Here is a 13,920-nt window from a genome sequence, read left to right as displayed (position 1 = left end):
CCTTTTTCAGTTGGAAAACACCAGTGTTTTAACGATCACCGGAACAACAGCCCCTATATTTAAAGGCTTGCCGATATCGATAAAATCACCTCCACCAAGCTTTATCTCATCGAGGCAAATCAGGTCTTCCCCATCTTCAAGTCGATTTTCGAGAAGGTACCCAAGCACCTTCCCATAGTTTCCCTCTGTGATCACGACCAGCGGTGATCCTATTCCGTCCTCTTTAACGGTTGCTATTGCATGCGCCAACTGCTCAATCCGGTTAAGTTTCGGGTGCCTCCAGCCGGTAATGGCAATTGCAACAACAGGGTACTTTTCTTGAAATGGGGCTATTGCGGTTTCTAACTTCCTCTTAATGTTTTCCAAATTTTCTTGTTCTTTCAGATGAACAAGAGAAACAGGAATGTTACGAAGAGGAAGAAAATCTTTTTTCTTAAGAAATATCGTGCTCCCACTCAACTTCATGCTATAGACTCCAGCCCCGATCACGGTTGCCCGTAAAGTATGATCAGGTTGAATGATGTGATACCTTTTGAGCATAACGGATTTTTCTTTAATCATTTGTGCAAAATAAGGACCGTAATCTCCGTAGTCAAAAAAATCCTTGATTTCGTTTTCATATACGAAGTGCCCTACTCCTCCGGAGAAAATCAGAGCATCAATTTGATAATCCCTTCTCAAAGGACCTCTCAACAAACCGATTTTCGAAAGGGCACTGATATTTCTCCGCTCTATCACTTCATCAAGAATATCTACCAAGCCCTGGCAAAAAACTTCCACATCATCCGGATTAAGCGGTCGCCCCTTCTCTATCGAAACACCGAGGTAGTCAGCGTACTGACGTCCCACCTTAGTTACCGAATTCACCACAAGAGAATAAGGATTAAAAGTAAACAGTCTTCCACCGACTTGAACGGTAGCTGTGTCACAAAGATCCCCACAACGAAAAACAGCAATGTTGGTAGTACCGCCGCCTATATCAAGATTAGCCACAGTAATCCCTTCTCGCCGGGAGATACGTTGCGCTCCCGAACCTTGGCCTGCAAGAATCGCTTCGAGATCCGGTCCTGCCAACGCAACCACAAAGTCTCCTGCTAAACCCTCGAGAATTTTCGCAACTTCATCGGCATTCTCTTTCAGAGCAGCTTCACCCGTTATAATGACCGCCCCTGACTTCACTTCACCAGGTTCAATCCCCGCTGTTGCATACTCAGTGGCAATAATCTCCTTTAGCCTACTGAGATCGATTTTGTTCTCATCAATTAAAGGGGTAAAATAAATCCGCGACTCATAGATAATTTCTCTGGAAATAATCTCAAAGTTAGCTACGGAGCTGCCTCCTGCCAGATTGACGACATAGAGTCTACTAAAAGCAAGGTGGGTCGTTGTAGTTCCGATGTCGATGCCTACACTAAGAAGTGCATAACCTTCTCCCGATGTTACCATTTGCCCAAGCCCACCCCATCTATTAGAAATAAAAAATCTCTCCTTAGCTCAGCCACGAGCTATGGAGAGACGCCGTTGACTCTCCGAGATATGTTTGAGATCACTTATCACAATTATCAAAGAAAATCAGTGAATATTATCGCTTCAGCAATTTCTTTCATCGGCTTTCTCTGGTCCATACTCAAACGCCGTAATTTTTTGTAAGCAAACTCTTCACTCCAACCATACTTCTGCATTAAAATACCTTTTGCCCTTTCGATTATCTTGCGTGCTTCGAGATCGCCCTTGAATTTCTCTTTTTCTTTTTCTAAAGTCTGCATTCTTAAAAAGCATGAAAATCCTATCTCTACAGCCGGTAATATTTCCTCTTCACTTACCGGTTTAACTATATACCCGACGACTTTTGGAATCTGTTTCGCCTCTTCAATTAGCGTGATGTCGCTGTAGGCCGTTAGGAAAATGATAGCACCCTCAATCTTTTGAGATATTTCTGCAGCTGCCTCAATACCATTTAAATGAGGCATCCTGATGTCCATCAAAACGATATCCGGGCAATAGATTTCGGCAAGCTTCACTGCCGCCAGGCCATCTCCTGCTTCGATTACGACATTGTAACCGTTTTCTTGAAGTATTTCCTTAATGTCCATGCGGGTTATGGGTTCGTCATCAGCAATCAACACTTTTAATCGCGATTTTCGAGCGCTTTTTTCCACTTATCCTTTCATTGCCTCCCTCCCGCACTTAAGTGTTCTTTTAATGTAAACTCACACACCGGCCCTGTCAACATCGAAGGTAATACTGCACCGCACACCTCCCTCAGGATTATTACCTATCTGAAAAGTTCCTTTTAAGGTTTCCCTAACTAACACATCCACCAGTTGGATTCCAAGCCGTGAATCTTTATTTTCTTTAAAATTTGCCGGCAGTCCCACACCATTATCGACAACCTGAAGTTCATAGAAACTGCCCATTTGTTTAGTGTAGATAACGATCTTACCCTTGCTGTTTATGCTTCCCCTGAAACCGTGCCTCATCGCGTTCTGTACCAGTTCACAGATCACCAGAGCTATAGTCGAAGCGTGAAAAGCCGGAATGTTAATGGTATCCCCGTACAGGCAGATTTCAACCTCACAATCGCACAACTCATTCTCAACTTGAACAATTCTCTCTACAGTCATCCGGAGTATTTGATGCAAGTCTATCGTCTCAAGACCACTCTGTGAAAGAAGCTCATGTACCGAAGCAATTGAAAGAATGCGGTTGATGCAAACCCCTAGTGCTTCCCTAACGGTTTTGTTATGCTCTCGGCGCATCTGCAACCGCAGGATACTGGCAATGTTTTGGAGGTTATTTTTAACCCGGTGATGTATTTCTCTAATTACGGCGCTTTTGACCATAAGCTCCTTTTCTTTTTTACGCACATCGGTAATATCTCTTATTAAAACAATACCTCCAACAAACTCCTTGCGAAAGAGAGGCACCCATGAAACGTTGACGATACGATCACCAACCGAGTATTCGCAACAGCGGTATTCTTGGCTGACGCGCATCCTTCCATCCTGTTCTTTCTCTAAAACTATGTCACAGAGTTCCGTTTCGGCAATGTAATTGCCCTCAGACTGCAAAGTCTTTTCAGAGGAAATGATCACATCAGCCAGACGTAAGGCAGATGGATTAACATAAACTATAATCCCATCCTTATTGACGACCAGCAGCCCGTCATGCAGCGCACCCGGTAAAGTGCCGCTTTCTATCGCCACACGAAGCAAATTTTCAGTCAACAATTCAGTGGTTTCTTCCAGGAGCTGCACTTGCTTTTCCTTTTTCATTGCTTCGCTGATATCTCGTTCTCTGATTAATACTCCGATCACCTTTCTCTTCGCATTAAAGATCGGTACAGCGTTTTGGCTGATAAAAACTCCCTCCTGGGAAACCGCTCTGGTACCAACAGTAGGCTCACCCTTTTCTAATGCCTCAAACACCCCTGGTTCGTTAAATCTTATCGCCCTCTGTCCGGAAACTTTCCCCTTGTACAAGCTCTTGCCTGTACGCGGTTTGGCTTCAGCCACAACAATTGCAACATCTCGATCGTTCGTCGGACAATCGATAAACACATCACACTGAGAAACATCTGCAATAAGCTGGAGGTTGGCAGCGATCCCCTCTAATATTTCCCAGTCATCTTCTTCCAATTGAATTTGATAGTAACCGTCGGGATCAGCTTTTACTAACATGACAATCGAATTGCTCTGTCACCGTCCTGTTGCGATTCTCTTGTCTGACGAACAATTCATCTTTGAGTCTTTTTAAACCGAACCCCGTCACAGCACTGACCACATAAATATTCCGAGCTCCTGCCTGCCGAAGCCATCTCTCCGCTCTTCGGTAATCATCCCGGCAACCCAAATCAGCCTTAGTAACAATTCCTATTACCGGTACCAAGAACCCATGCGCAAAGTCAGGTGGAAAAGCGCTCATCCGTTTTGTGCAGTCCTGAATAAAAAGGACCTTACTACAACCCTGTGCTAATGACAGCAAATTCCGCCGATAATGAGGATTCTGAAAATACTCGCCAGGTGTATCCACAAAACAATCCCAATATACCGGTGCCTGAGTCTTGGGAACCGACTCAACCCCTTTCAAAACCGTCTGGATAAGGGTTGTTTTTCCTGCTCCGACCTCGCCCACCACGAGAATTCTTCTCTGCTTCTTGTGCTTCTCCAACTAATTTCCCCCTAGGACTTAGTGAGAAAGGCAGGGGCAAAGCCCAATACTCGGGCCAGGTAATCGTTAGCAGCACTGAGGGAAGCCTCTACTTCGGCGACATCTCCGATAAAAATCAGTCTATTTAGCCCCCTAACGAGATTGGACAGCTAGACCACAATCTGTTACAGTTAAGTAAGGGGGCATGATTTAGTTGAACAGAAAACAATATTCACCAGAGATGAAAATGCAGATCGTGAAAGAAACCCTGGAAACGGGCAATGCCTCGATCGTGGCCAGAAGACATGATATTGCACCCAGTCTAGTCGCCCGCTGGGCAAGGTGCTATAAAAGATACGGCACATTTTACCCGCAAAAGGAGGTACCAGGAACAAACGGCTCCTGTATTTCTCCTGATTACAAGAAGATAACAAAGGAGAATGAACAACTAAAGAAACTGCTGGGCGAAAAAGACCTGGAAATCGCCATTCTTCGTGATTTGTTAAAAAAAACGAACCTACCCTTGCCGATAAAATAGCCGTGGCGCAAAAATGGATCTCTTTGGGATATAAAGTCTCCCTGGTTTTGCGGATTATCGGGATCAGCCGTTCCACGTATTACGCTAATTTAAAGCGCCAACCCAAACCCAGGATCTTTGCCGGCGGCCGGCCTAAATCCCATTATACCTTTACCAGCGATAACAAGGTTGTGAGCAACGAACAGGTCAAAGAATGGTTGTGCGAATTAATTACCGCCGAAGGGTTTGTCTATGGATACTTAAAATTAACCCACTGCCTGCGCCGGAAGTTTCACCTGATCATTAACAAGAAAAAGGTGTACCGGCTTTGCAAGGAACTGGATATCTTAAGGCCGCAGCGGAAAATAAAGCGCAAACACCCCCGCCGGCTGGCCAGGAACCGGGTCATTACGGCTTCCAACCAGCTCTGGGAAGCCGATCTTAAATACGGCTACATTGCCGGGGAAGACAGATTCTTTTTCATCATGCCGATTATTGACGTTTTTGACCGTTGCATTGTAGCTTACCATATCGGTTTGTCCTGTGAAGCGAAGGATGCTGTAATCACCTTTAAAAACGCTCTTTTTAAACGGCAATTATACACAGCTGAACAAAAACCAATCTTCAGATCCGATAACGGGCCGCAGTTTATCAGCAACCTTTTCGAGGAAACGTGCCTGGAACTTGGCATCGAGCACGAAAGGATTCCCTTTAAAACACCCAATTTAAACGCTCATATCGAGTCATTTAACGCTATCTTGGAGGAGGAATGCCTATCGCGTCATGAGTTTGCCAGCTATGCCGAAGCGTATGCAACGGTTGTCGACTTTATCCGCTTTTACAACGAAACCCGGATTCATTCAGCAACTAAATACTTACCACCGCTGGAATGCTATCAACTGCTGAAAAACAACCAGGTAGAGTTAAAACCAGTAAAAGTTTAACATGTTCTTTGGTGGGCCCTGGAGGTCTTTGGGCGGCGCCGTCAGGGAAGCCTTGACGGCCGGGGACCCCGGAGATGGTAAAATGTGTTTTCCGACGGGGCGTGCACACCTTGCCTACATGTTCCCCGGAGCCACCCCGTCGGTAGTTCCTGGCCTACCACCTGCGGGGTGGCAGTCAAGGCCGCCGCCTTCCGACTAAACAATTCAATGATACTTTATGAAATAGTTAGCAATAAAGACTAATTGTCCAATTTTAGGGGGTCAAGCCGCAGTGACCCACTAAACCTGTCGACATAGACCAGTTCGACGTTTGCGGCTTTCACCGTAATGTCAGCTGCAATAATAGCTCCCTCTCCCGGGGTAATGGTCATAATTCCAATCGCGCCCCTGCTGCTAATACCGAGTTTTTCGCACATCTCCGGAACCGGTGCAGCAATAACATGAGCTAAAGTTACCTGCTTTCCGGGCACATACTCCTGAATAATCCGTTCTTTTGTCCCTTCACTCATTTTGATAACTCCTGCCTCGGAAAGCTCAGCCATTCCCGATTTTTCGCCATTTCCCATAACTATAGCATAATGGCATTCCTTACGACAAGAAGCAAGTTTGTAAGGTCAAGGTGGTTCCATGCCTCTTGTTATTTAGCTGGAATTGTAGGGAATGGCCGAAAGGCCATTCCCTCTAAAATATATTACTTCCACCCCTGAGGCAAATAAGACAATTTAGATTTTCCATAGTCAGAAATCTTATACCACAATATCAAATTGTCATTATCATCTAAGTCTACCTTATCTACCTCTACAATCCCTACGGCACGAAGTGACATAAGATGATTTTCTATCGTGGATGGTTTGAATTGTCCTTCATCTCCATATTCACTCTTTAATGAATCTACTAACTGATCGCAGGTAACACCACCGTCACTTTTCGATAGATAATGAATTATACGAAATCTCAGTGGCAATTTCACCGCCATTACCCCCTCTTTGCTGAGATTACGAAACCTTTCGTAAATCCAAAAGTTCTTTGACGTTAGTAACCGACACAAGCGTTCCTATGAAAATCAAGCAAGCCCCGATTGCAAGCGGTAAAGTAACCGGAGTCTTGGTAATAAGCCAGCCGAATACTATTGCCCACAAGCAGTAGGTTATATTGAGAGCCATACCTCGTCCTACGCCGGCCATATTTAGGGCACGATACCATGCCAGGTAAGAAAGAGCCCCTGAAAAAGCAGCGATAATTAAATACATTAGAGCTTGTGGTGCTCCAAAAGCATCCCCAAAGATAACTAAGCCACCGACAAAAGGTAAAACAGCAACCAAGTACACCACACAGGATGCCGCCTCTCTGATTCCAATGGCAATGTCCGGATCAACCATGTCCATGCCGAAAGTAGAAATAACGCCTTCAGCCGCCCAGCCCAGGCATGCCAATAATGACAGAAAAATCCCTTAATGAAAATTCGGGGAACTGCCTTCCGGTGGAGTGTAACCAACGATAACTGCGCCGGCAATACACAAAAACAATCCAATCCAAACCCTTAAAGTGACCTTCTCTTTAAGAAAGATCATGGCTAAAAATGCTCCCACAACAGGATACATTGCTGTAATCGGAAGGGCATATGTTGGTCCCGCCATACTGATCCCTAATAGATAACCAGACATGGCAAGAGGTCCACCGAAAAGAGCAGCTAGGCATACCATCAAGCCCGGTTTAGTAGCTAATGTTCGCAGATACTCCCGCCACTTGCCGGTGAAGATGTTGTATATCAGCAGCCAGAGCCCCGCAAAACCATCATGTAGTGCGGCACCCGCGAGCGGTGCTGCAAAAAGACTGACACCGTTAGTAAAGGGAGCTAAAGATAAGGCAATCCCTAAAATAACTCCATCTAATCCCCAAGTGGCGCCGGATAGGATTCCCCACAAAATCCCAGTTTTAGAGTGTGAGATTTGTCGATCTTCCAGCATTCTTTTCGCCCTAGCTGCTCGCTCCGCACTGCTCTCCATTATCGTACCCATCAGTGACCCTCCTTTAAAAGCTCAACTTATGCAGAAAGAACACTTAAGCTCGACAAAACATTATCTTCCAGCAAAATGGGTTCTGCCCACCGCTCTCGAACTGCTTGGAGACACTTCTCAAAATTAGGGGCTTCTATTAATTTGATGGCTTTCTTAACCTTTGATAAACCAAATTCCCAATACTCATCAAATGGCTTATCATTAGCTATTTGAACGAGCGACCATAGCTCCCAAAGAGCATTACACATGAGCTTTTCGATGACTACCCTCCCATAATCTTCCCACGTAAGGTTACCTTCGAAGTATTCTTCAAGAAAAGCCTTTTCAGCCTCAGGAGTTAGCTCCACCTCTGAAATAAAGTCCCCCAAGTCAAACATCGGGTCATTCATTCCTGCATATTCCCAGTCAATCAACCACAAACCTCTCTCATCTAACATCCAGTTCTCAGCAAGGGGGTCATTATGGCATGGAGTGCACTTGGGGGGATTAATTTTAAAGATTTCTTCAATTTCATCAACTTTATTCCATATACGATCGTGCTCCTCATATATCGGCACATTCTTTGCCTCAATGATTTCGAGGTACTCTTTCTTTACTTTAAAGGGATTGAATTCCGCGATTAATTCTTTTCCGCAGGTATGATACTTACGGAACAGTCGTGCCGCCATTTTAACGATCTCGAGATCTTGGAAATCAGGAATATGAAGAGTCTTGCCGTCGATATATTCACAAACCTGATTGCCGGTTTTGTCATCATAATAGAAAACCTTCGGGCTCACTCCAATATCAGCCATCAATGAAGCAGTATGCTTTTCAGCAACCCGATCTATGTACTCCCAGCTCCCCGGGGCAGCCAATCTAAGCGCATACTCTTCCCCGTTGATAGTTACACGGAAATTGAAATTGGTAAGCCCATATGGCAATACCCCGATTCTCTTGACACGAACCTTTCTTTCAGCAAAGTAGGGGATCTCCCCAATAAGCTGGATTACCTGCCCAAGATGAGACAAATTTATTGATGATTCGACAAAAATTATTTCTTCTCTTTTCTCCATTCGAGTAGCTACCTCCACTTACGGTTTGTGATATCTTATTTAGATAATCGCTTAGTTAGCCCCTACGAGCTTTTTGCAAAGCTCTGCCGCCGACCCGGCATCCGGCGCATATCCGTCTGCTCCAATCTGCCTGGCATACTCCTCCGTTACCGGAGCCCCTCCCACGATTATCTTTACCGTCTCCCGTAAACCCGCTTCTTTAATCGCCTCAATCGTTTCCTTCATGAAGGGCAGAGTGGTCGTCAACAATGCCGACATCCCTAAAATATCCGGCTTATGTTCCTGAATAGCCTTCACGAATGCCTCAGGAGATACGTCCGTCCCCAGGTTAATTACCGCAAAACCAGCACTTTCTACCATCATCGCCACCAAGTTCTTACCGATGTCGTGTAAATCGCTCTTCACCGTTCCGATTAAAAGCGTCCCATGGGTTTTTACATCCTTCCCTTCAAGGTGAGGTCTGATTAGCGACATCCCTTCAGCCATTGTTTTTGCACACATTAATACCTCGGGAACAAACATCTCCCCCGCCTTGAAGCGAACTCCTACTTCATCCATTCCCGCAATTAGCCCCTGGTCAATGATCTCTAACGGATCTTTCCCGCTATCAAGCAAATCTTTGATTAGCCCTTTAACCCGTTCTATATCACCTCCTATCACTGCATTCGCCACATCCTGAAATATCGCCATTTAAGCCTCAGCCTCCCTTTATTGTTGTTAAAAGAAGAAAGAGAAAGAATAGAGGGGGGGAGGGGAGAAGAAGGGAAGAATATGCTCTTCCACTTCTCCCCTAATCCTAATTTCACTACTTCGCCTTGCTTCTTCTCTCGCGTTCTTTAATCTCCCGCGTTTCCTCTTCTGCCTCGGCCAATATACGCTTCAGTTCCCTCTGCACATCTTCAGGAAGCGGTTTTGGTTTGAACGAGTTTAGAATTTCTAAAGCTTTTTCATAAGATCTCTCTACTAAATCCTTACCTCCATCGGCTGACCACGCCTCCCGGCTGCGCCGGTCAAGCAATTCTGCGTGAGATAGCTCTTTAAAATGCTTAAATGTGTGCGGATGACTGATATACTCTCCTCCGGGCCCTACCTCGGAGAGCACTTCAAAGGCAATCTTCTCGTCATTTACAGGAATCCCCCGCACACAGTGCATGATCATTCTCGCCATCTCGTTCTCCATCACTACCATGGCATAATCCCAGGTCAGCCCTCCCTCGAGCAGCCCCATGCCATAAATCATGTTAGCACCTGCTAACGCTGGTAAAGTGGCAGTGAGAGCAAACTCGAATGCTGCCTGAGCATCCGGAACCTTGCTATCAGTCTATCCGCCGCCAACCCAACTCGGTAGGTTGTAAAACTGTGCCATTTTAGCCGTAGCAGCTGCATATAAAGCAAGCTCCGGTGCTCCCATAGCTGCTAATCCTGTCTTCATATCCATAGCCGACGTCGATGAACCGTAAACCATCGGATATCCTTTCTTAACCAACTGACCGAGAACAAACATGCTTAGTTTTTCGGCATTCTCGGTCACCAGCGTTCCCGCCAAATTAACACAGGTGGTACCACCCGGCATTCCTAAGGGATTGATCTTGGCGGGAACTCCACACTTTATTGCCTCGAGTAAGGTATCAACCGCACCCTTCGGAAAAACCAGTGGGCTTACCGGGTCAGTGCTCTGAGAAAATAATGGACGCTGCCGGAACTTATCCTCACCGCCAGCCACCACATAACCCATTTTTGCTGCGGCCCTCATGTTTTCCGGTCGGTTCATTCCAATGTAAGCATGTTTCGTGCAATTGCGGTAAAAGGATTCGGCAACATATACCTGCCCGACATCTTGGTCAACTTCGGACGGTGCCAGCGGCCTCTCAAAAACCACAATCTGATCGAGATACTCACAAATTCTAACTACATCATCAAGGTCTTTCTGGGTCGGCTTTCTTAGCTCCCTCGTTTCAGGATCTATTAACTGAACAGCTTCTCCGAAATTAACGAATCCTGTTCTGTTACCGTCACATATCCAGTCATTTTCCGGATCTCTACCGCAGGCCCGAAAGGTCTTCGGCGCCGTAACTAATGCTTCTTCGACTAAATGCGGGGGAATCTTTACAATTTGAGTCTCTTCATCAACAAGACAGCCGTTGTCGGCATAAATCTGACGAGCTTGTTCGCTCTCGATCTTGACACCCACATTCCAAAGAAGGTCAAGTGTTGCGTAGTGAATATCCCATAGCTCGTCTTCAGTGAACATCCTTAAACCTATACCTTCCATGCGATGTGAACCCGCATGGATCCCACGTCTCACCAACCTCGCCAAAAAATATACCCCCTCTCATCAGGCTATAGTTTTAGATTAGTCCACTCGAAGACCGACAACCCCTCCACCCGTTATGGAATTGATCTGATTCAAGTCTTTCAGTTTTTATGTCGTGCCTTATCCACCGTCCTGTCTGCCTTCGACTATTATTGACACCTATCTCCCTCCCTCCTTAACCTGATCACAAACCACTTCCCTCCTCTTCTTCACTGCTTTCCCCATCAAAGGCACCACTTTTTAAAAGTCGCGCCCCTTCTAACGATCTCTCGATTACAAATACCTCTTTCAGTGACGGGCATTACTTTCCGGCATTATTTCCTTTTATCTTCTCAATGTCAGCCTATCCGTATCTTTTTTCATCTTTTCTCCAGCAAAAAGCTTTTACATTTAGAGTGAAACTTGGAATAACGACAGCAGCAGCAAGAAATTTTGGCATGTGACTCCTGGCGGTGGAAAAGCGTCAGCAAAATAAAGCGGATATGCGTCGCGTTCTAAGCAATCCAAACATCTCTAATGCTCTCCAGGTATATCTGATTGAATACTCTCTATCTTTAAGCAACTGTTGCTGTGATTAAAAGATAAAGGAAATAAGCCAGGCAGGTTTTTTATAAAACTACAGATATACTACATGCGCTAAAAGAAGTCTTGGGTGAGTGTGAGTCGTACAACGAGAATACACGCTGTAGCTATTATCTGGCTTGAGTGGATATAATATTTCCTGTAGTAATATTACAAGTTAAAAAAATATGAAATATCAACTATCTCCGCTACTATATATTATAGTTACTTCTTGTAATAAATCAATACCCTAATTAAAGATATTATTACTCATAGAATTATAATAGATTAAAGACCAATTTCAGGCAGGATTACTATTCTCTAAGACAATTCACAGCCTGGATTCAAAGGCTCGTCGCATCTGCAGGTCCTGCCGCCGCGTTCACTTTCTGCACTGCCGGAAGGCCTTCCCTTAGCCAACATCACCTGTCAGCTTCACCGTTCAAGACCTTTCCCAACAACAAAGATCCGTGCAGAGCGTAAATAAAAAACCCCGAACAGGTAACGTCCGGGGTTTATCCTGCAGGGTCTTTTACTCAATTACGGTTATCAGCATGGTGATGATGAGAAAGGCTGCGGCAAGAACCATGGAAACCTTTCCGAGAAACTCATCAAGCCCCTTCTTCTTGCCCAGCAGGGCCTGGGCGCCTCCGGCGATAGCCCCCGAAAGGCCGGAGGCCCTTCCGGACTGCATCAAGATCGTCGTTATCAGGCCGATGCTCACCAGCACTTCCAGTATCATCAAAATGGTCTTCAGCAAGCCTGGTTCCTCCCTTTCCCGGTGACGCCAGGTGACGGCACCGTTAAATTGCGCCGCTCCCTCCGAAAATCACATTCATTTTAGCATTACCGGAAGCGCTTGTAAAGCAGCCGTTGTGAGCGATGTGGGCGCTTCTGTAAAGTTACGGCAGGGTTAAACCGTTCGTCTTCAAGTATTGCCGCTTACAACAGCCCGGCGTAAAGGGCCGCCTCACCCAGGTCCTCTTCGATCCTGATCAACTGGTTGTACTTGGCCACGCGGTCGGTTCGGGAGGGCGCACCCGTCTTGATCTGCCCGGTGCAGGTAGCCACCGCCAGATCGGCAATGGTGGTGTCCTCGGTTTCCCCGGAACGGTGGGAGATCACCGCCGTATAACCGGCCCTCGCCGCCATCTCTACTGCCTCCAGGGTTTCGGTCAGGGTACCGATCTGGTTCACCTTGATCAGGATGGAGTTGGCAACCCCCTCTTTGATGCCGCGCTCCAGGCGCTTCTTGTTGGTGACGAAGATATCGTCCCCCACCAGCTGGATCTTCCCCCCCAGCCGCTCTGTCAACTCTTTCCATCCCTCCCAGTCGTCCTCGGCGAGCCCGTCCTCTATGGAGACGATCGGGTAGCTGCCGACCAGCTTCTCGTAAAAGTCAATCGTCTCTGAAGCGGTCAGGGAATCACCGGTGCTGCGGAAGTGGTATCTGCCGTCTTTATAGAGTTCGCTGGCGGCCACATCCAAAGCCAGGAATATTTCTTCACCGGGTTTGTAGCCGGCCCGCTGGATGGCGTCCACGATCACCTCCAGGGCCTCTTCATTGGATTTCAAATTCGGGGCGAATCCTCCCTCATCCCCAACGGCCGTATTGTAGCCCTTCCCCTTCAGCACCTTTTTTAAATTGTGGAATACCTCCGCACCCATTCTGATGGCATCCCGGATGCTGCCGGCGCCCCGCGGGACGATCATGAACTCCTGGATATCCACATTGTTGTCGGCGTGCTTCCCGCCGTTGAGAATATTCATCATGGGAACCGGCAGCAGCCTGGCTCCGACACCGCCGAGGTAACGGTAGAGAGGCAGCCCGACGCTGTCGGCGGCGGCTTTCGCAACCGCCAGAGAAACGCCGAGAATGGCGTTGGCTCCGAGCCTCTCCTTGTTAGGAGTGCCATCAAGCTCAATCATGGTCTGGTCGATCAGAACCTGGTCGGTGGCCTCCATCCCCGCCACCTCGGTGGCAATGACGTCGTTCACATTTGCAACCGCCTTCAAAACGCCCTTTCCCAGATAGCGGGCCCCGTCGCCATCCCGCAGTTCCAGGGCCTCATGCACCCCGGTCGAGGCCCCGGAGGGAACGGCCGCACTGCCGAAGCTCCCATCCTCCAGGTAAACATCAACCTCAACCGTTGGATTCCCCCGGGAATCCAGGATCTCCCTTGCAACGACATTGCTGATTTGCGGCATTATTTCCGAACCTCCGTTTCTTTTCGGCAAACAAACTGCCATGAAAATACATCAAGTTCACCCGCCGTCTGCCGCTCGACTCCCGATTCCAGGCCGGACAGGACGACGGCTCGCTTCGGGACAGCTCTGGGATGCTGCGTAACAAGTTGCGAAC

Annotated in this window: 14 protein-coding genes and 1 pseudogene; 2 read left to right on the top strand and 13 right to left on the bottom strand. The window is 46.9% G+C overall.

The window, feature by feature from the left end; genetic code table 11:
- Window positions 1–6: 6 nt before the first annotated feature.
- The 4 genes from TPH_RS03505 to TPH_RS03490 all read right to left on the bottom strand — a co-directional run bounded on the left by TPH_RS03505 (window position 7) and on the right by TPH_RS03490 (window position 4,170).
- Window positions 7–1,446, bottom strand: a complete 1,440-nt coding sequence (locus TPH_RS03505; protein WP_015049842.1) for an ethanolamine ammonia-lyase reactivating factor EutA — start codon at window positions 1,444–1,446, stop codon at window positions 7–9.
- A 116-nt stretch (window positions 1,447–1,562) separates the two neighbouring features.
- Window positions 1,563–2,159, bottom strand: coding sequence for an ANTAR domain-containing response regulator (locus TPH_RS03500; protein WP_015049841.1), 597 nt, complete (start codon window positions 2,157–2,159; stop codon window positions 1,563–1,565).
- A gap of 51 nt (window positions 2,160–2,210) precedes the next feature.
- Window positions 2,211–3,680 carry a sensor histidine kinase gene (locus tag TPH_RS03495; RefSeq protein ID WP_015049840.1) on the bottom strand — a complete coding sequence of 490 codons (1,470 nt, stop codon included), beginning with the start codon at window positions 3,678–3,680 and terminating at the stop codon, window positions 2,211–2,213.
- On the bottom strand, window positions 3,664–4,170 hold the full coding sequence (locus TPH_RS03490) for a EutP/PduV family microcompartment system protein (protein WP_015049839.1): 507 nt from the start codon (window positions 4,168–4,170) through the stop codon (window positions 3,664–3,666). The genes TPH_RS03495 and TPH_RS03490 overlap by 17 nt, the downstream gene beginning before the upstream one ends.
- 193 nt (window positions 4,171–4,363) lie before the next feature.
- Here TPH_RS03490 and TPH_RS03485 point away from each other — a divergent pair, with 193 nt between their 5' ends.
- On the top strand, window positions 4,364–4,687 hold the full coding sequence (locus tag TPH_RS03485) for a transposase (RefSeq protein ID WP_015049838.1): 324 nt from the start codon (window positions 4,364–4,366) through the stop codon (window positions 4,685–4,687).
- 23 nt (window positions 4,688–4,710) lie between these two features.
- Window positions 4,711–5,610, top strand: coding sequence for an IS3 family transposase (locus tag TPH_RS03480; RefSeq protein WP_015049837.1), 900 nt, complete (start codon window positions 4,711–4,713; stop codon window positions 5,608–5,610).
- Between the two features lie 239 nt (window positions 5,611–5,849).
- Here the strand turns inward: TPH_RS03480 and TPH_RS03475 are convergent, their stop codons facing one another.
- The 9 genes and pseudogenes from TPH_RS03475 to eno all read right to left on the bottom strand — a co-directional run bounded on the left by TPH_RS03475 (window position 5,850) and on the right by eno (window position 13,766).
- Window positions 5,850–6,119 (bottom strand): BMC domain-containing protein, encoded by a 270-nt coding sequence (locus TPH_RS03475; protein WP_015049836.1) that lies wholly within the window; start codon window positions 6,117–6,119, stop codon window positions 5,850–5,852.
- Window positions 6,120–6,301: 182 nt separating this feature from the next.
- Window positions 6,302–6,586, bottom strand: a complete 285-nt coding sequence (locus TPH_RS03470; RefSeq protein WP_015049835.1) for a helix-turn-helix domain-containing protein — start codon at window positions 6,584–6,586, stop codon at window positions 6,302–6,304.
- A 19-nt stretch (window positions 6,587–6,605) separates the two neighbouring features.
- A complete protein-coding gene (locus TPH_RS15630) occupies window positions 6,606–7,052 on the bottom strand; it encodes an EamA family transporter (RefSeq protein ID WP_269077492.1) in 447 nt (148 codons plus the stop codon).
- Between the two features lie 9 nt (window positions 7,053–7,061).
- Window positions 7,062–7,628 carry an EamA family transporter gene (locus tag TPH_RS15625; protein ID WP_201764487.1) on the bottom strand — a complete coding sequence of 189 codons (567 nt, stop codon included), beginning with the start codon at window positions 7,626–7,628 and terminating at the stop codon, window positions 7,062–7,064.
- Between the two features lie 26 nt (window positions 7,629–7,654).
- Window positions 7,655–8,683 carry a choline/ethanolamine kinase family protein gene (locus TPH_RS03460; RefSeq protein WP_015049834.1) on the bottom strand — a complete coding sequence of 343 codons (1,029 nt, stop codon included), beginning with the start codon at window positions 8,681–8,683 and terminating at the stop codon, window positions 7,655–7,657.
- A 51-nt stretch (window positions 8,684–8,734) separates the two neighbouring features.
- Window positions 8,735–9,373: a cobalamin B12-binding domain-containing protein gene (locus TPH_RS03455; protein WP_015049833.1), complete on the bottom strand. Its 639-nt coding sequence runs from the start codon at window positions 9,371–9,373 to the stop codon at window positions 8,735–8,737.
- Between the two features lie 115 nt (window positions 9,374–9,488).
- Window positions 9,489–10,934 (bottom strand): annotated as a pseudogene (gene mttB, locus TPH_RS15900) ([trimethylamine--corrinoid protein] Co-methyltransferase).
- A gap of 1,156 nt (window positions 10,935–12,090) precedes the next feature.
- On the bottom strand, window positions 12,091–12,318 hold the full coding sequence (gene secG, locus TPH_RS03440) for a preprotein translocase subunit SecG (protein WP_015049830.1): 228 nt from the start codon (window positions 12,316–12,318) through the stop codon (window positions 12,091–12,093).
- 182 nt (window positions 12,319–12,500) lie between these two features.
- On the bottom strand, window positions 12,501–13,766 hold the full coding sequence (eno, locus tag TPH_RS03435; RefSeq protein WP_015049829.1) for a phosphopyruvate hydratase: 1,266 nt from the start codon (window positions 13,764–13,766) through the stop codon (window positions 12,501–12,503).
- Window positions 13,767–13,920 lie beyond the last annotated feature (154 nt).

It is taken from the genome of Thermacetogenium phaeum DSM 12270 (assembly GCF_000305935.1).
GTDB lineage: Bacteria > Bacillota > DSM-12270 > Thermacetogeniales > Thermacetogeniaceae > Thermacetogenium > Thermacetogenium phaeum.
Note: the sequence above shows the minus strand (reverse complement) of the source record. Positions and strands in the feature narration are given on the sequence as shown.